We start from the raw sequence: 21855 nt of genomic DNA, 5'->3' as shown, positions 1-21855 counted from the left end.
GAGGTGCGGGCTTTGCGCGTGGCCAAGCCGGGGCGGTTGGGGGAGGTCCCCCATTCGCAACGTGGGCATTACGGCCTGGACAGACTGCGGGACTGCTCGCCGAGGATGGCGTCGTGCTCGCCACCGGCCTGGAGCTGCTCGCGGATGCGCCGGCGCACCTGGTCTTTCTCGCGCAGCAGTTCGCCGCGCGGCGCTTCGGGGGACTGGCCGGAGTACCGGTAGTAGAGCGTCTTGTAGGTAAGCTGGCTGAGGATCCATTCCTGGAGCAGCGAGCGCTGGCGCGAAAGCTCGCCCTCGAGCGAACGCTGGCGCTGCAGCAGCTGTTCGATGGCGGCGCGCACGTGGGACGGCAGCGCGCCATCCTGGCTGAGGAAGGCTTCGACGGCGCTGGCGGCCGGATCGGTGCGCTCGGCAATGCGATGTCGGCGCGGCGTTTCGGCGGCAGCCTCTCCGAGGGCTGCCCAGGCGCGATGAATGGAAAGACTGGCGGACTCGCTGATGGGCCCCATAGCGGGTCGCCGGATTTCTCCTGCATTCATGATGTGATCCCCGTTGAACAACACCCCCGGCACTACACGTTCGCGATTACCACTTATCTTTCATCTTGTTATTTGCTTTCTTGTCGAGGCATGCGTGTATCCGCATGCTCCCTTCGTGGTGGCGAAGCCATCTGGACGATGGTCTGGTCGGTCATTCAGTCCTTGCCCGTTCTGCCGACGGCGGACTCTTCTTTCTGTGGTTATTCCAGATAATGCGTTGCGCCAGACGGCGCCACTCCGGAACGCCGGAGTCAAGAAGGGGCGCCTTGAAGCGCCCCGCTATTTGCCACGACTCTAGTTCAGTGCATTTGCGGCGGTTTGTCCAGCCCTCAGTATGGGGACTCACGCCAATATCATCCTTTAGTATGAGCCCGCTCCCATACACTGCCTGGGCTGACAGGTAATTAGCCACTTACATTGTGCGCAGAAACGGGTACGGGCCGGCGTTGCGCGCATGCACGCCGGCGGCGGCTCAGGCACGCAGAAACGGGTACGGCATCGCGCCGGGCGGCGCGGAGCACGCGCGTCGGGATCACGCAGAAACGGGTACGCCCGGCTCGCCGGCCTCTCGTTCGCGGCCTGCCGGACGAGGCCGGCCGGATCAGTGGCCGGGCAGGTAATAGAACTTGAAGACGAACACCGCGGCGATGATCCACACCATGACCGGAACGGTCCGGGCGCGGCCGGTCAGCAGCTTGAGCCCGGCGTAGGTGATGAAGCCGAACGCGACGCCGTTGGCCACCGAGTAGGTGAACGGCATGCCCAGCGCCGTCAGCACGGCCGGCACGACTTCGGTCGCGTCGGACCAGTCCAAGTCCACCAGTTCGCGCAGCATGAGGCAGGAGACGTAGAGCAAGGCGGGCGCCGTGGCATAACCGGGCACCGTGCCGGCCAGCGGCGAGATGAACAGGCAGGCAAGGAAGAGCACCGCCACGGTCACTGCCGTCAGCCCCGTGCGCCCGCCGGCCTGGACGCCCGAGGCGCTCTCGATGTAGGCCGTGGTGGACGAGGTGCCGAGCAACGAGCCGGCCATGATGGCCGTGCTGTCCGCCATCAGCGCCTTGTTCAGCCGGTCCATCTTGCCGGCCTTGAGCAGGCCCGCGCGGTTGGCCACGCCCATCAGCGTGCCGGTCGCGTCGAACAGTTCCACCAGGAAGAACACCAGCACCACGTTGATGATGCCGATGGAAAGCGCGGCCGAGATATCGAGCTTGAGCAGCGTGGGCGCGATGGACGGCGGCGCGGAAAACACGCCGTGGAAGGCGTTGTCGCCCACCACGAAGCTGAGCGCGGTGGTCAGCAGGATGCCGATCAGGATCGCGCCTTTGACCTTGAGGTGGTCGAGCGCGACGATGGCGAAGAAACCGACGATGGCGAGGATGGCCGGCGTCCGGTGGAGATCGCCGATCGTCACCAGCGTGGCCGGGCTGGCCGCCACGATGCCCGCGTTCTTCAGCGCCACGATGGCGAGGAACAGCCCGATGCCCGCGGTGATGGCGATGCGGATCGAGTGCGGGATGCCGTTGACGATCGCCTCGCGCACGCGCAACAGCGTCACCAGCAGGAACAGGCAGCCGGAGATGAACACCGCGCCGAGCGCGGCCTCCCACGGAAAGCCCATGCCCTTGACCACGGTGTAGGCGAAGTAGGCATTCAGGCCCATGCCCGGCGCCATCGCGATCGGGTAGTTGGCGTAGAAGCCCATGATCAGGGTGCCGATCGCGGCCGCCACGCAGGTGGCCACGAACACCGCGTCCTTGGGCATGCCGGCGTCGCCCAGGATGCTCGGGTTGACGAAGATGATGTAGGCCATCGTCAGGAAGGTGGTCAGCCCGGCCAGCAGCTCGGTGCGGACGTCGGTCTGGTGCTCGCTCAGCCTGAACAGCCGCTCGGCGAGCGACGGGCTGGCGGGCACCGCTGAACGGCTGCCAATGGGTTCCGGTGTCGGCATGAAGGTTCCTCTTGTCCTGTTGCGTGGCGATGCTTTGTTTCGGGCTGACGCCGGCGGCGGGCGGGGCGTGGCCGGACGGTCTTACTGGTCTGACTGTCCGGCATATTCTCCCCGGCGGTCGCCGCCGGGGAGAATAGCTGGCATACAAAATATGTGATGGCCTTGCCGGCACCGGCGGTGAATCCGAGCCGGCATCCAGAATCACCCTACCTTGACGCTGGCGCTAATCCACCGTATAAACCCCGCTAGATTCAAGCGACGAGGCAACAGCACATTCGTTAGCCACCGTCATGGTACTTCCGTTGTCCATGGTGTCCTTTCCTTGAGTTGCTTTGCTGGATATGCGTGAGCTATCCGTTTCTTTTTAAATTTTTGTCAGGAAAAGCAATACCATGCAAACCGGTATCGTTAAATGGTTCAACGACGCCAAGGGCTTCGGTTTCATCAAGCCGGACGCTGGCGGTGACGATCTCTTCGCACACTTCTCTGAAATCCGCGCGGACGGTTTCAAGTCGCTGCAGGAAAACCAACGCGTGTCGTTCGAAGTCAAGAACGGCCCGAAGGGTCTGCAAGCTGCGAACATCACGCCGCTGTAAGCAGTAGACTGGCACTCCGCCTGGAGTGCGACCCAGTCGAGAAACCCCGCCTTCCGAGGCGGGGTTTTTTTTGCCCTGCGCGGGCGGGCGAGGCTGATTCTCGCCATCGGTAGCAGGGCACGGCTCGCGCTTCCTGCCGCGTTCCGAAAGCCACCAGCGCGGCAAAGGGCAGCCCGCCTTTTCCTCCGCCCCCATCCCGCCGGACCCACCCGAAGATGTGCTGACTGCTCCGCAGAAACAGGTACGCTTCCGTGCGAGCGGGAGTGTCGTCCCCCTGTCTCGAGCCACGCCTCGGTGTTCGCAGAATTGGGTACGCGTCGGCTTCGCCCAGCGCGGCCGCCTGTGCCGGACCGCGAAATCCGGGGCCCCCGCATGCGCAGAAACGGGTACGCAAAGCCCCTCTTAAGCCATCACAGGCCGGCTTTTCACATCGCTCCCGTGCCGGATATGCCCGCAGAAACGGGTACGCTTCCGGCCAGTGCAGCGGCCTTTCGTGACTAACCAGCTCCCTGGCTCGAGCAACCGCACGTCCCGCTGACGTATTGGTGCAACGCAGAAACGGGTACGCAATGCGAATTCGCAGCACCCCACCCGTTTCCGCCTGCACGCAGAAACGGGTACGCCAGGCGTGCGTTTCGGGGCGATTTCGACCGTCCAGCGCTCCCTCGCCTGGTTTCCCCCGCCCTCCTCCCGGACCTTCGTCGTCCCATTTTCTTGGCATGGCAATGAAACGGGCGACAGCCCGCAGAAATAGGTACGCCCCGATGCTTGCCATCGCATGGCAAACGTTCGCAGAAACGGGTACGGCACATCGTGAACCCATCCCGGCATCCGACACCGACATTCCAGGCCACCCTCCATTACCCCGCAGAAATGGGTACGGAGACGTATACCCTTTTGCAGCCTGTGAAATATCGAGTGCAAGCACTCGCTTTTTGGCTAAAGCTTATGTATAATGGCAATGGGAAATTCCACATCACCCGGCCCTTGGGAAAGCATTCGCAGAAACGGGTACGGAAGCGACCGAAATGCATGGTGGAATGTCTCGCAGAATTGGGTACGCTTCGATCCTGGTCCCGAGTAATTGATGCTTTCGCAGATTTGGGTACGCCGCAGAAACGGGTACGCATGGCCGGGACTATCAGGGTCGATGGCACGTCGCTTCAGGGCGCCCGCAGAATTGGGTACGCAAATGGAACGCCGGGCGCCCGAATGACGCAGAAACGGGTACGCTGCACCGCAACGGCGGCGTGGAAAAGCCGGTTCCGAACCCATTTCTGCGGGGATAACTTCGTGCGCCAGGCGTGTTTACCCCGGCGCGAGACGTAAACGGCACCCCGCCCGCAGAAACAGGTACGCTTTTGGCCTCTGTCGCTGTGGAAAAGCCTGTGGGAACAGTGAGTTATCCCCGCAGAATCCGGTTCGCGCTTTGCGCTGAAACGGGTTCGGTATACCGCAGAATCTGGTACAGCACTTCGCAGAATCGAGTACGGTTCCACGCAGAATCGGGTTCGCGGAGGGTGTTTTTCCGTATACGGATCAATGACTTGAGAGCCACGTATACGGTTTACGAGTAGTTAACCCATACGCTTATCGTTTACTGGTAGCTGAGGTCCGGGCATCCGTGGACAACCCTGCCGGGTTGCCCACCGCTGTCCGCCCCGCAACCAGTCATGAGACCCACCTACCCCAAAACAAGCGGGCTAACAGGAAATTCGCCTACCGTACCTGTTTCTGCGTGACAAGGCTGTTTGCTTCGCGTAAAAAGTCGTGTATTCCGAAGCACGCCAATATGCCCATCAAACGCACCCAGACCATCCTGGGATCTCATGGCCCGGCCGACATGGACCATGAACCATCCCGCATCATCGTTCCCGGCGACGAGAACAGTCTGGTTCCGTCCGAGAAATTCCAGCGCCTGTTCGATGAGGCGCAGGCTATGGAGCGGGAAGATGCCTGGCAGAGCGGCGAGGTCGGCTTCCTGAGCCGGGCCAGCGTGCAGGTCACGCTTCCGTACCGCGCGCCGAAGGGCGCGCCTCCGGTCTGGACCCGGACCAGCGGCAATATTTCGCTGATGATCCAGCCCGGCTACTTCACGCAGCAACGATCCGAGAAAGCGAGCAATGGACGCCAGAAACTGGTGTCCGAGACCGTTTCGCTGGGCTATCCCTACGGTTCCTACCCGCGCCTGATGCTGGCCTGGATCGGCAAGGAAATCATGGCCAAGAAGAAGCGCGGCGAGTTTACCGGGACGGTCGAGGACCGGCGCATCTCGCTGGGCAATTCATTGTCGGAGTTCATGTACAACCTGGGCATTCCGATGGCCACGGGCGGCAAGCGCGGGACCATGACGCTGGTGCGCCAGCAGATGATCCGGCTGTTCTCCGCCACCATCGCCATCGTCCAGAACAAGTCCACGCCGGCGCAGAACCAGAATCCCAATCACGAACCGCTCTCGATCGACCGGGTCGGTTATCTGTTGGCCGACCAGTTGTCGACCTGGTGGGACCCTATGCAGCCCGGGCAGGGATCGATGTTCGAGAGTTTCGTGGTGCTGTCCGAGCCGTTCTTCAACGAGCTGGTCAACCGGCCGGTGCCCGTCGACATGCGCGCGCTGAAGGCGCTCAAGCAATCGCCGTTCGCGCTCGACGTCTACTCCTGGCTGACCTATCGTTTCTTCACCATCCAGCGCCGCACCGAGATTCCGTGGGAAGCGCTGCAAATGCAGTTCGGCACCGAAACCGAAAGCGAGCGCAAGTTCCGCGCGCTGTTCCGCAAGGCGCTCAAGGATGTGCTGGTGGTCTACCCCGGCGCAAAGGTGGATGCCGACTCATCCAAGGCACTGATCCTGCAGCCGTCGCGCACCAGCGTCCGCAAGCTGGCCTGAGCGACGGCTGGCGAATTGCCGAACCCGCCCGCCATCGGCCGGCGGGTTTTTGTTTTCCGGCACCGCCGGTTTCCGCTGCGACGCGTTGCCGCATGGGGTTCGGTGGCAACTGTGGGGCAATTGCATCACCCGCGGCAAGACCGGCCGCGAAAAGAGAAAGGGCAAGCGCGGAACGCTTGCCCTTTGTCTGCTGGCCGTACCGGAATGATGGTTCCGGTGCAGCCGGCTATTTCGGCTGATTCGTGAGATCAGGCCGGCTTGATGGCGGATGCCTGCAAGCCCTTCGGACCTTGCTTCACTTCAAACGTGACGCGCTGACCATCCTTGAGCGTCTTGAAGCCCGAACCCTGGATTTCCGAGAAGTGCGCAAACAGATCCGCACCGCCATCGTCCGGGGTAATGAAGCCAAAGCCCTTGGTCTCATTGAACCATTTGACCGTACCGGTTGCCATGTGAATTTCCTTTCGAAGCAAGTTCTTGTACACAACGCAAACAACGCTAACAACCGCTCAAGCACGCTAAGTTCTCGTAGTTACCGAACGGATGCCGACGAGGTTGACACGACTTGACTCGACTGTAGCGGGCATCATAACCAGTTTGTCTAGTTGTGTCATGTGCGGCGAAAGACGCACTATGCCTAATGTAGGCGGATTCCATGCCGCATTTCAAGCGGAAATCTTTCATTTCCATAACGCGGAATGTTTCAGCTAATTTTATATTAAAAATATAAAATAAAAAAACAGTTGAGCCGGCACGTCACTTTGTCTACAGTTGCGCCTAGGGTTAATCGCGCGCTTTCAGCGCTGAAAGAGAGGTCGCAAGTGCCAGCTAAAATCATCACGGTCTTCAACCAAAAGGGCGGATGCGGCAAGACGACGGTCAGCATGCACCTCGCGGGCACGCTGGGCCTGCGCGGCGCGCGTGCCATGCTCGTGGACATGGACGAGCAGGGCACGGCAACCCGCTGGGCGGCGCAGGCCAGCGACGAACGTCCTTTCCCTGCTTCGGTGATCGGCCTGGCGCCCTCGGGCGGGGCCATGCACCGGGAAGTCCGCAAGTTTGTCCAGGATTACGACTACATCGTGGTGGATTGTCCTCCCGCCGTGCATTCGGCCGCGCCGTCGAGCGCACTGCTGATTTCCGATCTGGCGATCATTCCCGTCGTGCCCTCGCCGCCCGACCTGTGGGCAGCGGTGGCCGCCAAGACGCTGGCCCAGCATGCCCAGGTCCAGAATGAAACGCTGCGGATCCGCGTGATGGCCAACATGGTGCAGCGGCGCGTATCGATCGCGCGCCAGGCCATCGAGATCCTTGGCGACGATGCGGATGTGCCGTTGATGAATGCGATGATCGGCTCGCGCTCGGCGTTTCGGGAATGCCAGGCGATCGGTTGTACCGTGCACGGTGTGGCCGGTGCGCGCGAGTCGGTGCAGGAAGTCGACCTGATGGTCGACGAAGTATTGTCTTTGATTGAGCAATAGGTATGGCGACAAAACTGAAGAGCCTCAAGGCCGGCATGTTGGCCGGCATGGCGGCGGAGAAGACGCGGGGCGATTCCCTCGACCGCTTCGCGCGCGCCGAGGCCGCGATTTCCCAGCATCCGAACGGATTGTTGCAGGCGCGCTCGCGCGAGGTCAGCCCGATTTTCAGCGCTGAAAGTGACCCGGCGAAGGAAGGCGGCCGCGTCCTGATGAAGGTGCCGCTGGCACAGCTTCACGACAATCCGTTCAATGCGCGGCGCATCTACGACCCGGTCGTGGTGCAGGAGCGGGCCGCCTCGATCGCCACGCATGGCCAGAAAACGCCTGGCCTGGCCACGCCCGACCCGGCGCGCCCGGGGCATTACATCCTGATCGACGGGCACTATCGCAAGCGCGCGCTGGCCTCGGCCGGCAAGCTCGAGATGGAATGCTTTATCGAGAGCGACGTCAGCGATCTCGATTTCTACCGCCTCTCCTTCCTGCTCAACGAGCAGCGCTCCGACCAGTCCGCGCTCGACAACGCCATTGCCTGGCGGCAATTGCTGGACGAAGGCAAAGTCCAGAAAGAGGAAGATATATGCGAATTGACGGGCATGTCCGCCGGCACCGTCAACAAGACGCTGGCGCTGCTGCGCCTGCCGGAATCGGTGCTGGGCGTGATGCGCGAGCGGCCGGCGGCGATCGGCATCGCCACCGGCTATGAACTGACGCTCTATTGCAAGATCGTCGGCGAGGACCGCACCCGCGATCTCGCCACTCGCATCATGGTGGAGGGGCTGTCGAGCCGGGAAGTGGAGGCCATCCGCAAGCAGGCCCAGGATGGCAAGTCGCGCAAGATCAAGGAAATCAGCCGCCAGTACAAGATCCGCAGCGATGCCGGCCAGTTGCTCGGCACCATCAAGGAGTGGGATTCCGGCCGCGTGATGCTCGACGTGCAGGTCGGCGACCGCGCCGCGCGCGAAGCCCTCGTCGAAGTCCTCAAGGCGCGTTTTGGCTTGGACAAGACGGCAAGCTGAGAGGCCGGCGGGGGAGGCTGCGGATGCGGGCTCCCCCGCCAGAACACCCCGCCCAGATTAAGCAACTCCGCCAGCAGCGGCACCATCCCCGACATCCGACGTCACCGAAGCACCACCCCCACGCGAAACCACGGGCTTCATCCGCGTCCGCCGCCCGGCCAGATCGCGAGGCGAGCGGGCCGCAAATTCTCCATCCGCTTCCGCCCGATAGCGCTCTATCGCCTGGCTGAGCAGCGCATGCAGGCCCCGGACCGAATATCCCGCGCCGGGTGAACTGTCGGCCTTGCGCCGGGCCCGCCCGGTCGGCGGCAGGCGCGGCGGTCCGACCAGGACGATGGGCTGCCCAGCGAGTGTGTCCCAGTCCAGCCCCCGGTCGTGCCAGTGGCGCACCAGCGCCGCGCGCGCCGCTTCGTCCAGATCATTTTCCGGGAAATACTTGTCCGCATCGCCCGCCGCGCCAAGCTGGTCGCGCCGGAATTCCGCGAGCTCGGCAAAGCCGATCGGCAGCGCCTGCAGCACGCGCACGGCGGCTTCGGCCGCGCGGTAGCGCAGGCCGTCGTCCGCCCGCGCCTGGGCGGATAGCCAGCCCAGGAAGCGTTCCAGCGAATCGGTCTCCAGCGCCGTGCCCGGCCGCAGCGGGGCCCCGCGCCGGGCACGCGCGCGCGGTTCCGTACGCGCCCGCGGCTCCGGTTGCCAGACATGGGATGCCACATGGCTGCGAAGCTGCAGCCATTCGAACAGGGCGCCCAGGATGCGCGACGCATGCAGGACGCTGCTCTCCGAAAGCGGCCCGGTGAACGGCCGCCACGCCACCGAATCGCGCGGCGCGCGCGGGCCGACCCAAAGGCGCTCGGGGGCCGGCTGGCGCAGGAAGGCGAGGTAGTCCTGCCGGTCCTGCGCGTCGAGCGCCGCCAGCGGCTTGCGGCGCGCCGTGGCGGCCCACAGCAGAAGGCGCTCGGCTTCCTTGCGATAGGCCAGCCAGGTACTTTGCTGTGATTCATTTGCAGCCAGCCACGCGCCGACGGCAGCAAGATCGCTTGTAAAAGTGCTTTTTATTCCACTCGAAGGCTCGCCATCGGCTCCGTGAATCGGCTCCCGCATCAGCTCGAACGGCACCAGTTGCCGCAGACCCGGCGCCAGCACGGCTTCGCCGAGCTTTCCCCGCGCCCCCACATGATCACGCAGCAGCGGCGCGCCATGCTCGTCCCTGACGATATCCCGATGCTCGGCAAGCCAGCGGTTGATGGCTCCGCCGGCAAGCGCGCCGATGCGCGGCACCGAGCGCCACCAGGCATTGCCGTGACGGTTGGCAAGCTCGACCAGAATATGTAGATTCGATATCTTCTGCGCGCGCAGGCGCCGCGCCAGGGCAGGGGAGAACCACAGCTCGATGCCGTGATCGGCCCGCGGCCGCGCCGTGCCCAGCCGCTCCAGCTCCGCCAGCGCCTCGACGCGGCGGTCCATGCCGCGGTTGGAGCGCCCGGGGCCCATTTCCAGCAATTCCGCCAGATCGGGGCGGCTGTGGAGGTGGGCAAGCTGCACCATGCGGTCGCGCAGGCCCAGCAGCACGCGCAGCGCGGACTCCCCGCCGGGGTCGTCGTCGCCGTCGTCGGACAGGTAGCGATCGGCCACCATCGTGGCCGGCATGCCCTGGACATAGGCCCGGACCGCGGCGAACTCACTGCGCGTGAGTGTCAGGCTGGGCACTTTGGCGGATTGCATGGCGTGAGCCCCGATTTGGGGCTAAGGTATTGATTCATAAGGCACTTGAACAGTCACCAAATGCATCCGGGTAGAAATGCATAGTGAAATCTAATGCCGATAATTATAGCCCGGATTATCCCGAAACCCGCAACGCCGGCGGGAACCCGCTGCCGAAACCGGCGCCCGCCTCTCCTGTTTGCGCCCCGTTGACCGGCCCGCGCCGGGTGTAACCCTGACTTGCAATCATGTGTTGCAGTGCATATGCTCTGACCAGAGTTAGATTTTTTTAACTCTGACTTAAGAAGTATCGAAGAAGCAACGAAAGCGTAATAACAACGCAAACGGGGCGATCCGTAGACGGCACCAAGGGAAGTCAGGCACGCAGCGAACCTGGACGGGCACGCAGCGGCAGTCGGGAGTCGGGCCGGATCGTAGGGAAGCGCATCCACAGGATAGTGGGGCGTTTCCGACAGCATGTGCGGGTTGTCGCGGGGCTCGCCATGCAGCAACAAGAAAGAGAGCGGCCATGGCCACCATCCTCTTGATCGAGCCTCATCCACTCCTGCGCCTGGGTCTGCGCCATCTGCTGACGCAAGCGGGCCTGCATGGCGATCTGGTCGACATCGACCCGGGTTCCCTGCCCTATCCTGCCGAATGGCTGTGCCACGCCGATTTGATGATCTACGGCCTGTCGCCCGACCCCGCCACGCACTGGCAGGAAATGGAACAGGCCTGCCGGTCGCTGATGCCGCGCCGCGTGCTGGTGCTGGCCGATGAAGTCTGCACGCCGCCCGGCGCCGGCGAACTGCCCGGCAATGTGCGCGGCCTGTTGTCCAAGGCCTGCAGCGCGGACATGCTCGACGCGGCCATCCGGCTCGTGCTGGCCGACGGCGAATGCTTTCCCGCGCGGGCCCAGGCGGCGCGCGCCGGCGAGCAGCAGGCCTTCTCGCGGCCCGCGGCGCAGGCCGCGCCCGCGCCGGACAATCTGCACCGGTTCGGCGGTGGCATGTCGCCGGATGGCGAACGCGAGCACCCGGCGCGCGCGGTGCCGCCCGGCGGCCCCGCCGCGTCCGACCCCGAGACGCCCTCGGCCGGCTCGCACCTGCTCAACATTACCGAGCGGCAGTATGAAGTGCTGGCGCTGCTGGCGCGCGGTTATCCCATCAAGACCGTAAGCCGGCTGCTCAATATCTCGGTGGCGACGGCCAAGACCCACGCCTGCACCCTGTACCAGCGGCTGCAGGTGCGCAACAAGGGCGAGGCGGTCTACGTCGCGCTCCAGCGCGGGGCCAAGCTGAGCTGGCCGGGGCCGGCACCGGCCCTGGCCACGCGCGGCGCCGGCCAGCCGCCGGTGGAACTGGTCAGCGTGTCCCAGGCTGCCTGACGGCACGGCACGGCACGGCACGGCGCGTCCGCCCGCGCGCATGCGCGGCGGCGCCGGCCGCCGGCGCCTCTCCATCCTCTGCGGTACGCCGCCTCATCCGAAAGCATGAGGCGGCGCCCGGTCGCGCTTGCTACGCTGGTTCCCAACTGAAGTCTCTGCGCGCGGCCGGCGCCGTGCCGGCGCGCGACCCTCCCAACCCGCTGTCACCTCTCCCGATGACAACGCTCCTGCTTGCCCACAACATGATGCTGCGCCGGGGAGTGCTGCGTCAGCTGCGCGAATTGTCGGCGCTCGCCCCGGTCCTGTCGCAGACGCCCGAATGGCTGCTCGAGGCCGCGCCCGCGGACCTGCCGCGCGGTCCCATCGATTTCGCGCTGCTCGACTGCAGCGGCACCGACGCCGATCCCTTCCGGTTGCTGCATGCGCTGAGCACGCGGCTGGCGCCGCGGCGCTGGCTGGTCATGAGCGAAACCGTCGACCCCGTCTTCACCGGCCACGCGGCCTATCTCGGCGCCAGCGGCTGCCTGGCCGTGCCGGCCTCGCCCGAGCAGACACGCGCCGCGGTGGCGCTGGTGCGCGCCGGCGGCCAGTGTTTCCCGCGCCGGGGCTTCGTTATGCCGCTGTCTTCCCCCATCGGTTCAGGTGGGTCTACGGCAAGGGGATGAGGCGCCGGCTGGCACGGCCTCCTATGCTGAAAGCGCGCGGATAACGAAGCCGGGACAGCCAATGTCGATCCGGCCGGCGCGCGTTGCAGAGGGGGTCGTATGGAAAACGGGCTGGACATCCTGGTCGTGCGCGGCTTCGCCGTGCCCGAAGGCCGGGGCAAATGGGCGTGCTGCTATGAGATCAGGCTGACCACCGGGCGCGACGGGCCGCTGCTGTACCGCGGCGAGCTGCACGGCCGGCGCTACGCCTGCGAGGCCGCGGCGATTGCCGCGGCCACCTTCGCCGGCGAGCAGGAAGCGCGCCGCCGGGTGGCGGCGGTGCGCGACGGGTTGCTCGCGCGCCATGAATACTGTGTGGTGGTGGCCGGCGAGCAACCGCGCGAGCCGGCGGCCGGCTGAGCCGCCGGGCGGCTGCCGGCACGACGCGCGCGCCACCGCGGCAGTCGCGGCAGTCGCGGCCGACATGGCGGGATAACGGGAGGGCGACGACGAGCGCGTGCTCGGGGGACCGGAGCGATCCGGTGCGCAGGCCAGGCAGGCTTGCGCGCACGCGCGGTTCGGCCGCAGCGCAAGCTGCGCCGGAACTTGATGGCCACGGTCGAGCCGTCCGGCAGATACGGCACGCCGTGGCCTGTTCTTTTTCTGGCGCGGGCGAAGGCCGCCGCCGGCGGGATCGGCCTGGCGCCGCGCAAAAAAAAGAGTCCGCCGACCGGGGGACCATGCGGACTCCAAGCGGCCTGCCCGATTCCGCTCGGACAGGCCACTCTCCGACGATAGACAAAGCATGCCGGCAACTGTATCGGCCAGAAGCAGCATTCGCCGCCCGGTGCCGGCGCGCGCCGGCGAAACCCGCCGGCCCGGCGCATGCGCCGCCGCGCCGTGCTGCGCGCGGCGGCGCGGGCCGCGCCACCCTGGCCGCTTCATGCTTCCGGCTGGGTTGAGACAAGGCGGGATCAAGCCCGGACGAGCGCGGCGCGAGGTAAAACGGGCGCCGCCGGGCGCAGGGCGGCGGCCTGACCGGCACGGCGCGGATCGCGGGAGGCGGCCGCGGCAATCGTGGCACCCGTAGCACCCGTAGCAACCATGAAAGGCAACTGTGATACTTTGCCCGCGTACCGAAACCAAACCTCACCACGGCCATCCCGATGCACTGGCATTTCATCTCGCGCTTCGGCGAAACCTCCCTGCTGCTGCCCTGCGCGGTGCTGATCGCCATCTGGCTGCTGTATGCGGGCGCCTACGCCGGCGCGCGCCGCTGGCTGCTGTCGTTCGGCTCCGCCGCGGCGCTGGTGCTGGCGTCGAAGCTGGCCTTCATGGGCTGGGGCATCGGCTGCGAGGCGCTCAACTTCACGGGCTTTTCCGGGCACAGCACGATGGCCGCCTCGGTGCTGCCGGTGATGCTGTACCTGGTGGTGCCCGCGCGCCATCCGCGCCTGGCGCTGGCCGCGTCCGGCGCCGGCATCCTGCTGGCGCTGCTGGTGGGCGTCTCCCGCCTGAAGCTGCAGGCGCATTCCGATTCCGAAGTCATCAGCGGGCTCGCGCTCGGCTTTGCCGCGAGCTTGTCCTTCATCGCCTGGAGCGCGCGCCCGCGCCGCTCGGCGCCCGCGCTGGCGGCGGTGATCCTGATGGCCGTGATGCTGGGCGTGCCGGTCGCCGGCGTGGCCGCGCCCACGCACCGCTGGCTGGAGATCCTGGCCACGCGCCTGGCCGGGCGCGACAAGCCGTTCCAGCGCGGCCAGTGGCGCGAATGGGCGGCCCGGCACGAGGGCGCCGCGGTGTTCGCCTGCGCGCCGCCGGCCCAGGCCGCGCGCTGAGCGCTTAGGGCGGCAGGGCGGCAGGGCGGGAGAGGGCGGAGCGCGCGAAGGGGATGCCACGGCGCCCCTGTGTGTGCCAGCAAACAGACCGCCGGGCCCGCGCGGCGCAACCATGATCTGCATCACTGGTCCGGCCTGCCGGATGGAGGCAAATCATGTCCGCGATCCGCGCCTTCGTGGGCGAGCGCCAGGCTGCGCTGCAGATGCTCTACCGCTTTGCCGATGCCGCCATCGTCGCCGCGTGCGGCGTGGCCGTGGGCGAGCTGCTGTTCCCGCACGGCCTGCGCAGCGCCGCCCCGGTGCACGGCTTCATCACCGTGCTGTGCTCGGTGAGCACGCTGCTGGTGTTCCCGGCCTGCGGCCTGTACAACTCCTGGCGCGGCCGCAGCCGCATGGCGCTGGCGCTGCGCACGCTGGCCGCGTGGGGCGCGGTCTGCATGCTCGGGCTGATCGCCGCCTACCTGATGCACCAGTCGGCCGCGCTGTCGCGGCTGTGGTCGATGAGCTGGCTGCTGAGCGTGGCGGCCATGCTGCTGGCCTCGCGCGTGGCGCTCTACGGCATGCTCGGCAGCGTGCGCGAGCTCGGCATCAACGCCAAGCGCGTGGTGATCCTCGGCTACGGCTCGCTCGGCCACGAGATGTACCAGCGCGTGGGCAGCAACCGCGGCGCCGGCTACAACGTCGCCGGCATCTACGACGAAGGCATGCAGCCGGTGCCCGCCGGCGTGACGCGGCTGGAGTCGCTCGAGCAGGTCTGCGCCTTCGTGCGCAACAACGGCGTGCGCGAAATCTGGCTGACGCTGCCGATGGCCGCGTGCCGCGACCTGTACGACGTGGTCTCCCATTTCCGCAACGACCTGGTGGACATCCGCTGGGTGCCCGACATCATGTCGGTCGAGCTGCTCGGCCACCGCTTCAGCGACTTCCTCGGCCTGCCGGTGATCGACCTCAACAGCCCGCCGCAGTCGGGCATCACCGGCCTGCTCAAGGCCAGCTTCGACCGCGCCTTCGCGCTGGCCGCGCTGGCCGGGCTGTCGCCGCTGCTGCTGGCGATCGCCGCGGCGGTCAAGCTGTCGTCGCCGGGGCCGGTGCTGTTCCGGCAGGCGCGCCTCGGCATGGACGGCAAGCCGTTCCACGTCTACAAGTTCCGCACGATGGTGCAGCACCGGGAGCACGGCGTGACCCAGGCCGTGCGCGGCGACGCGCGCATCACGCGCGTGGGCGCCTTCCTGCGCCGCACCAGCCTCGACGAACTGCCGCAGTTCTTCAACGTGCTGCGCGGCGAGATGTCGGTGGTGGGCCCGCGCCCGCACGCCATCGAGCACAACGAGATCTACAAGGAAGTGATCGACCGCTACATGCTGCGCCACCGCGTCAAGCCCGGCATTACCGGCTGGGCGCAGATCAACGGCCTGCGCGGCCAGACCGACACCGTGGACAAGATGCGCCGGCGCATCGAGTTCGACATCTTCTACATCCGCAACTGGTCGTTCCGCCTGGACCTGCACATCATCCTGCGCACCGCCCTGCACGGCTGGACCGGCAAGGCCGCCTACTGAGCACCGCCGGGCACCCGCCCGGCAAGCACCGCGCGCGCCGGGTGCTCGCGTTCGCCGTCCGGCGACATGCCGCCGCCGCGGCGGCGCGAAGTTGGTGGGCCAGCGCACCGAAGCCCGATGGCGGCTGCGGCCCAATGATGAAACCCGATCATCCTCACCGAGGAGTAACAGAGATGAAGGCAACCATTCGACAAATCCTCGCCGAGGTGGCGCGGCTCGACGTATCGGTCGAGGCGCTCGACGACCAGGCCGATCTCTACGAAGCCGGCCTGTCGTCGCTGGCCACCGTGCACGTGATGCTGGCCATCGAGAATGCGTTCAACATCGAGATCCCGGATGCGATGCTGACCCGCCAGCTCTTTCGCAGCGTGAATTCGCTGGCCGCCGCGGCCGAGCAGCTCAGGCAGCAGCAGGAGGCAGCATGAGCCCCCCGCTGGCCAGCGTGGAGCTGGCGCGCCCGGCCGCGGTCCATGCCGGCACCGCCGGGCTGATGGCGGCGGCGGCCCTGGCCGCCGCCGAGGCCGCGCTGCACGCCGACCGCGTCGACCGCGACGCCGCCTTCCCGCACGAGGCCTTCGCGGTGCTGCGCCAGCATGGCCTGCTCGGCGCGATGGTGCCGGCCGCGCACGGCGGCGCGGGCGCCTCGCTCGACACCATCGCGGCGATCTGCCGCGTGCTCGCCGCGGGCTGCGCGTCGGCCGGCATGATCTACGCGATGCACCAGATCCAGGTCGCCTGCCTGATCGAGCACGGCGGCGGCAGCCCCTGGCACGAGCAGCTGCTCGGGCGCATCGCCGGCGAGCAGTTGCTGCTGGCCTCGGCCACCTCGGAAGAGGCCATCGGCGGCGCGCTGCGCAACAGCGGCTGCGCGGTCAACGTCGACAACGGCCGCTTCCACCTGCTCAAGATGGCGCCGACGATCTCCTACGGCGCGCACGCCGACGCGATCCTGGCCACCGCGCGCCGCCATGCCGACGCCTCGCCCTCCGACCAGGTCATGGTGTGCCTGCTCAAGCCCGACTTCACGCTGGAAAGCCTCAGCACCTGGGACACCCTGGGCATGCGCGGCACCTGCAGCAACGGCTTTCGCCTGGAGGCGCGCGGCGCCTGCGAGCAGATCCTGCCGGTGGCGTTCGGCGAGATCGCCGACGGCACCATGACGCCGGTCTCGCACATTCTCTGGGCGTCGCTGTGGACCGGCATCGCCGGCGACGCCGTGCAGCGCGCCAAGGCCTTCTTCCAGGGCCAGGCGCGCGCGCGTCCCGGCTCGCTGCCGCCGTCGGCCACGCGCGTGGCCGACGCGGTGGCGATGGTGCAGATGATGGAAGGCCGGCTCGAACTCGCGCTGGCCCACCAGCGCCAGCGCCACGCCGGGCTGTCGGTGTCCGCGCTGTTCTCGCTCGCCGCCGAGATGAACGGGCTCAAGACCAGCGTCTCCGCGCTGGCCATCGAGGCGGTGCAGCAGGCCATGATGATCTGCGGCATGGCCGGCTACAAGCACGGCACGCCCTACAGCCTCGGGCGCCATCTGCGCGATCTCTGGTCGGCGCCGCTGATGATCAACAACGACCGGATCCTGACCAACACCGCCAGCCTGCTGCTGGCCGAGCGTTCGAGCTGAGGAGCACCACATGGATGCCAACGTTAGCGTGGACAATGCCGGCGCCGCGCCCGCCACGTCCGCCGGACTCGCCGAACCCGCCGGGGATGCCGCCGCGGCAACGCCCTACGGCGACCCGCAGGCCGGCCAGCGGCGCTACCAGCAGGCGCTGATCGCGGCCGGCCTGCTGATCCCCAGCGGCGTCGACGGCGTGTACGGCCGCAGCGCGGTGTTCGAGGCGATTGCCGACGGTCTCAACGTGGCCGTCAGCGCGCTCGGCACGGACCAGCGCGCGGAAGTGATGCGCTTCCCGCCGGCCATGTCGCGCAAGGACTTCGAGGCCAGCGGCTATCTCAAGAGCTTCCCGCAGCTGGCCGGCACCGTGCACAGCTTCTGCGGCAGCGACCGCGACCACCACCGCCTGCTGGCGCGGCTCGAGGACGGCGAGGAATGGGCCGACGAACAGCGCCCCACGCGCGTGGTGCTCACGCCCGCGGCCTGCTATCCGATCTACCCGGCGGTGGCGCGGCGCGGGCCGATGCCGCCGCAGGGGCTGGTGGTGGACGTGCTGTCGTACTGCTTCCGCCACGAGCCGTCGATCGACCCGGCCCGCATGCAGATGTTCCGCCAGCGCGAGTACGTGCGCCTGGGCAACGCGGAGCAGATCATCGCGTTCCGCCAGCTGTGGATGGAGCGCGGCCAGCAGCTCGCCGGCCTGCTCGAGCTGCCGCACGAGGTCGACGTCGCCAACGACCCGTTCTTCGGCCGCGGCGGCAAGATCGTGGCCGACAGCCAGCGCGAGCTGAAGCTCAAGTTCGAGCTGCTGGTCCCCATCAACGAGGGCGCGCCGCCCACCGCCTGCATGAGCTTCAACTACCACATGGACCACTTCGGCCAGGTGTGGGAGCTGCGCACCGCCGACGGCGAGCCGGCCCACACCGGCTGCGTCGGCTTCGGCATCGAGCGCCTGACGCTGGCGCTGCTGCGCCACCACGGCTTCGACCTCTCGCAGTGGCCCCGCGGCGTGCGCGCCATGCTGGGAGGGCTGTGATGCTCGTCGCCCCCCGTACCCTGGAGCGCGTCGCCCACGTGTCGCACGCCCTGCACAGCGGCAATCCGGTCTGGCCGCAGACCAACTGCTATGTCGACCTGTGGATCGAGCTGCTGCACGGCTGGGCGCTCGATCCGGTGGCGGCGCTCGGCTTCACCGTGGCGCAGGATTTCGAGGGCGACCAGTTCACCTTCTTCAAATACCCGCACGACGACCTCGAGCGCCTGTACGGCGTGGTGGTGCAGGAACTCTCGCTGTACGAGTCGATGGAGGCGCGCGTGGCCGCGCAGACCTGCCGCGGCCACGTGGTGCTGCTCGAGGTGGACAGCTTCTACCTGCCCGACAACCGCGCCACCACCTACCGCCGCGAGCACAGCAAGACCACCATCGGCATCGACGTGATGGTGCCGGACGCGCAGTCGGTCGGCTACTACCACAACGAGGGCTACCACGTAGCCAGCGGCGAGGACTACGACGGCCTGTTCCGCCGCCTGCCGGGCCTGGCCGGCGACGTGAACCTGCTGTTTCCCTACGCCGAGGTGGTGCGCCGCCGCTTCCCGGCGCTGGAAGGGGCGATGCTGGTGCGCGCCGCGCTCGCGCTGCTGCGCAGGCACCTCGCGCGGCGCCCGCGCCAGAACCCCATCGCCGCGTTCCGCACCGCGTTCCCGGCGCACCAGGAAGCGCTGATGGCCGGCGGCGAGCAGGTCTTCCATCCCTATGCGTTCTGCGTGCTGCGCCAGCTCGGCGCCAACTTCGAGCTGCTCGGGCAGTACCTGCGCTGGCTGGCCCAGCACGGCCAGCCGATGCCGGACAGCATCGCCGGCGCGTGCCAGAAGATGGCCTCCGAGGCGATGGTGATGCAGTTCCGCCTGGTGCGCTCCGTCATCAGCCGCCGCGTGGACCGCTGCCTGGACTGCCTGGACCAGCTCGAAGCCTCCTACGAGGCGGCGGTGCCCGCGCTGGCCGGCTACGTGGGCGAAGCCGAATACTGACGCGCCCGCCGGCCATGCACGCGCCGCTCGCACTCGCGCCGGTCCCCGGGCGGCCCGCCTGCCGGCAGCCGCTCGCGCACGGCTGGACCCTGCTGGAGACGCCCGCCGGCGCCGCCGCCTCGCCGGCCGCGCTGGCCAGCCACGCGCCGTGGCTGCCGGCCAGCGTGCCCGGCACCGTGGCGCAGGCGCTGCAGGCCGCGGGCCGGTGGCAGGCCGCCGCGCCGCGCGCGCTGCACGACCACGACTACTGGTATCGCGTGCCGCTGTCCGGCAGCGGCGCGCATCGCCTGCGCCTGCATGGCCTGGCCACCATCGCCGAGGTCTGGCTCGACGAGACGCGCGTGCTCGACGCGCACAACATGTTCACCGCGCACGAGGCCGAGCTGCATCTCGACGGCAGCCACGTGCTGTACCTGTGCTTCCGCGCGCTGCACCGCTGGCTGCGCGGCCAGCGCGGGCCGGCGCGGTGGAAGCCGCGCCTGGTCACGCCGCCCTCGCTGCGGCTGGTGCGCACCACGCTGCTGGGCCACATGCCGGGCTGGTGCCCGCCGGTCCATGCCGTGGGCCCGTGGCGCGGCGTCGACCTGCTGCCGCTCGACGCCGCCAGTCCGCTGCTGACCGCGCGCTACGACCTGCACGCCGCGCTCGACGCCGATCTCGCGCGCGGCACGATCCGCCTGTGCCTGCGCGACGTGGCGCCGCTGCCGCCGGGCGTGCTGCCGATGCTGTGCGCGGACGGGCGCGAGGCGCCGCTGGCCGCGGTGGACGCAGGCCCGGGCGGCATCGCCTACGAAGGCGAGCTCGCTATCCCCGCGCCGCGCCTGTGGTGGCCGCACACGCATGGCACGCCCGAACGCTACGCCGTGCAACTGCGGCTGGGAGAACTGCGCATCGACTGCGCGCAGGTCGGCTTTCGCCGCATCGAAGCCGAGCGCGAGACACCGCAGGGCGACGAAGGCTTCGCGCTGCGCGTGAACGGCGAGCGCATCTTCTGCCGCGGCGCCTGCTGGACCAGCCACGATCTGACCGGCCACGCCGATGCGCCCGCGGCCGTGGAAAAATGGCTCGCGCTGGCGCACGGCGCCGGCATGAACATGGTGCGCGTGAGCGGCGTCACCTGCTACCAGGGCGAGGCCTTCTTCGATGCGTGCGACGCGCTCGGCCTGCTGGTCTGGCAGGACTTCATGTTCGCCAACTTCGACTATTCGGCCGATGCCGAAGCGGCGCGCCCGCTGATGGCGCAGGCCGCGCGCGAGGTCGGCGAATGGCTGGCCGCGCACCGCCACCACCCGAGCGTGGCGGTACTGTGCGGCGGCAGCGAGGTCGAGCAGCAGGCCGCCATGATGGGCGTTGCCGCCGCGGCATGGCGCCAGCCGCTGTTCGACGAGATCATCCCGGCCTGCCTGGCGCGCTGGCATCCCGAGGCGGTCTACGTGCGCAATTCGCCCAGCGGCGGCGCGTGGCCGTTCCAGCCCGACAGCGGCGTGACGCACTACTACGGCGTGGGCGCCTACCAGCGCCCGCTCGACGACGCGCGCCGCGCCAGCGTGCGCTTCACCTCCGAATGCCTGGCCTTCGCCAACGTGCCGTGCGCGCGCACGCTGGCCGAGGCGCTGCCGGTGCCGCCCGCGCACGACCCGCGCTGGAAGGCGCGCGTGCCGCGCGACGCGGGCAGCGGCTGGGATTTCGAGGACGTGCGCGACTTTTACCTGCGCGAGCTGTTCAAGGTGGACCCGCCGCGCCTGCGCTACGAAGACAGCGCGCGCTACCTGCAACTGTCGCGCGCGGTGGTGGCCGAGGTCATGACCGACGTGTTCAGCGAATGGCGCCGCGCCGGCTCCACCTGCGCCGGCGCGCTGGTGTGGCAGTTGCAGGACCTGCTGCCGGGCGCGGGCTGGGGCATCGTCGACGCGCTGGCGCGGCCCAAGTCCGCGTGGCACGCGCTGCGCCAGGTGTGGCAGCCGCTGCAGGTGCTGCTCACCGACGAAGGCCTCAACGGCATCCACCTGCACCTCATCAACGAGAGCGCCGCGCCGCGCGCGGTGCGCCTGCAACTGCAATGCTGGCGCGACGGCGAGACCGCGCTGCTCGACGTCACGCGCGAGCTGTGCCTGGCGCCGCGCGCCACGCGGCGCGTGAGCGGCGCCGAGCTGGCCGGCGCGTTCTTCGATTTCACCTATGCCTACCGCTTCGGCCCGCGCCAGCACGACGTGGTGCGCGCCGCGCTGTTCGATCCCGCCGACGGCGCCTTGCTGAGCCAGGCCTGCTACCTGCCCGACCGCAGCGCGGCCGCGCTCGAGCCGCCCGAGCTGGCGGTGGCGGTGACGCGCGAGCACGGCGACTGGTGGCTCACGATATCGGCGCGGCGCTTCGCGCGCTGGGTCCACATCGAGGATGCCACCATGCGCGCCGAGCAGGACTGGTTCCACCTCGCGCCCGGCAGCCGCCGGCGCGTGCGGCTGCTGCCCGAGGCCGGCCCCGATGGCGGAGTGCGCGGTGCGGGCCCGCCCGGCGCCGCGTTCATCCCGATGGGGGAGATCCATGCGCTCAATGCGAGACGCGCGCTTGCCTACAGTGCGCCGGGCGCCTGATGCGCCGCGCTCGCACCATACTGCC

The 21855-nt window shown here is 68.0% G+C and carries 18 protein-coding genes; 14 read left to right on the top strand and 4 right to left on the bottom strand.

What is annotated here, in order from left to right; translation table 11 throughout:
* Positions 1–68: 68 nt before the first annotated feature.
* Both AC3WXD_RS24090 and AC3WXD_RS24085 read right to left on the bottom strand, forming a co-directional pair.
* On the bottom strand, positions 69–539 hold the full coding sequence (locus AC3WXD_RS24090; protein ID WP_029043976.1) for a hypothetical protein: 471 nt from the start codon (positions 537–539) through the stop codon (positions 69–71).
* A 601-nt stretch (positions 540–1140) separates the two neighbouring features.
* Complete coding sequence (locus AC3WXD_RS24085) at positions 1141–2490, bottom strand: NCS2 family permease (RefSeq protein WP_059411995.1); 1350 nt, start codon at positions 2488–2490, stop codon at positions 1141–1143.
* 392 nt (positions 2491–2882) lie between these two features.
* Between AC3WXD_RS24085 and AC3WXD_RS24080 the strand changes: the two genes are divergently transcribed.
* Together AC3WXD_RS24080 and AC3WXD_RS24075 are read left to right on the top strand one after the other, a co-directional pair.
* Positions 2883–3086, top strand: a complete 204-nt coding sequence (locus AC3WXD_RS24080) for a cold-shock protein (RefSeq protein WP_017228340.1) — start codon at positions 2883–2885, stop codon at positions 3084–3086.
* A 1843-nt stretch (positions 3087–4929) separates the two neighbouring features.
* Entirely contained in the window at positions 4930–5973 is a 1044-nt protein-coding gene (locus tag AC3WXD_RS24075) for a replication protein RepA (RefSeq protein WP_231401657.1), read from the top strand.
* Positions 5974–6221: 248 nt separating this feature from the next.
* Here the strand turns inward: AC3WXD_RS24075 and AC3WXD_RS24070 are convergent, their stop codons facing one another.
* A complete protein-coding gene (locus AC3WXD_RS24070; protein ID WP_006159056.1) occupies positions 6222–6425 on the bottom strand; it encodes a cold-shock protein in 204 nt (67 codons plus the stop codon).
* A gap of 369 nt (positions 6426–6794) precedes the next feature.
* Between AC3WXD_RS24070 and AC3WXD_RS24065 the strand changes: the two genes are divergently transcribed.
* Positions 6795–7454, top strand: coding sequence for an AAA family ATPase (locus tag AC3WXD_RS24065; RefSeq protein WP_020204770.1), 660 nt, complete (start codon positions 6795–6797; stop codon positions 7452–7454).
* A gap of 2 nt (positions 7455–7456) precedes the next feature.
* Positions 7457–8470, top strand: a complete 1014-nt coding sequence (locus AC3WXD_RS24060) for a ParB/RepB/Spo0J family partition protein (protein ID WP_492324858.1) — start codon at positions 7457–7459, stop codon at positions 8468–8470.
* A gap of 57 nt (positions 8471–8527) precedes the next feature.
* Here AC3WXD_RS24060 and AC3WXD_RS24055 read toward each other — a convergent pair whose 3' ends face one another.
* Complete coding sequence (locus AC3WXD_RS24055; protein WP_492324857.1) at positions 8528–10192, bottom strand: phage integrase family protein; 1665 nt, start codon at positions 10190–10192, stop codon at positions 8528–8530.
* Between the two features lie 508 nt (positions 10193–10700).
* Here AC3WXD_RS24055 and AC3WXD_RS24050 point away from each other — a divergent pair.
* The 10 genes from AC3WXD_RS24050 (at position 10701) to AC3WXD_RS24005 (ending at position 21830) form a co-directional block, all read left to right on the top strand.
* Positions 10701–11558: a helix-turn-helix transcriptional regulator gene (locus tag AC3WXD_RS24050; RefSeq protein WP_059411998.1), complete on the top strand. Its 858-nt coding sequence runs from the start codon at positions 10701–10703 to the stop codon at positions 11556–11558.
* 215 nt (positions 11559–11773) lie between these two features.
* Positions 11774–12223 (top strand): DNA-binding response regulator, encoded by a 450-nt coding sequence (locus AC3WXD_RS24045; protein WP_492324856.1) that lies wholly within the window; start codon positions 11774–11776, stop codon positions 12221–12223.
* Positions 12224–12322: 99 nt separating this feature from the next.
* Positions 12323–12622: a hypothetical protein gene (locus AC3WXD_RS24040; RefSeq protein WP_020203278.1), complete on the top strand. Its 300-nt coding sequence runs from the start codon at positions 12323–12325 to the stop codon at positions 12620–12622.
* A 746-nt stretch (positions 12623–13368) separates the two neighbouring features.
* Positions 13369–14037, top strand: coding sequence for a phosphatase PAP2 family protein (locus tag AC3WXD_RS24035; RefSeq protein ID WP_492324855.1), 669 nt, complete (start codon positions 13369–13371; stop codon positions 14035–14037).
* A 155-nt stretch (positions 14038–14192) separates the two neighbouring features.
* Complete coding sequence (locus AC3WXD_RS24030) at positions 14193–15596, top strand: undecaprenyl-phosphate glucose phosphotransferase (RefSeq protein WP_454732511.1); 1404 nt, start codon at positions 14193–14195, stop codon at positions 15594–15596.
* A 173-nt stretch (positions 15597–15769) separates the two neighbouring features.
* Positions 15770–16021, top strand: a complete 252-nt coding sequence (locus AC3WXD_RS24025) for an acyl carrier protein (RefSeq protein ID WP_020203280.1) — start codon at positions 15770–15772, stop codon at positions 16019–16021.
* On the top strand, positions 16018–17217 hold the full coding sequence (locus AC3WXD_RS24020; RefSeq protein ID WP_492324854.1) for an acyl-CoA dehydrogenase family protein: 1200 nt from the start codon (positions 16018–16020) through the stop codon (positions 17215–17217). Before AC3WXD_RS24025 ends, AC3WXD_RS24020 begins: the two co-directional genes overlap by 4 nt.
* A 10-nt stretch (positions 17218–17227) precedes the next feature.
* Positions 17228–18247 (top strand): amino acid--[acyl-carrier-protein] ligase, encoded by a 1020-nt coding sequence (locus AC3WXD_RS24015; protein ID WP_492324853.1) that lies wholly within the window; start codon positions 17228–17230, stop codon positions 18245–18247.
* Positions 18247–19239: a DUF1839 family protein gene (locus AC3WXD_RS24010; protein ID WP_029043676.1), complete on the top strand. Its 993-nt coding sequence runs from the start codon at positions 18247–18249 to the stop codon at positions 19237–19239. The genes AC3WXD_RS24015 and AC3WXD_RS24010 overlap by 1 nt, the downstream gene beginning before the upstream one ends.
* Positions 19240–19253: 14 nt before the next feature.
* Positions 19254–21830 (top strand): glycosyl hydrolase 2 galactose-binding domain-containing protein, encoded by a 2577-nt coding sequence (locus AC3WXD_RS24005; RefSeq protein ID WP_492324852.1) that lies wholly within the window; start codon positions 19254–19256, stop codon positions 21828–21830.
* Positions 21831–21855 lie beyond the last annotated feature (25 nt).

The organism is Cupriavidus sp. FW216-B1, assembly GCF_058789195.1.
The sequence above is the reverse complement of the archived record's forward strand: the minus strand, read 5'-3'. Positions and strand labels throughout refer to the sequence as shown.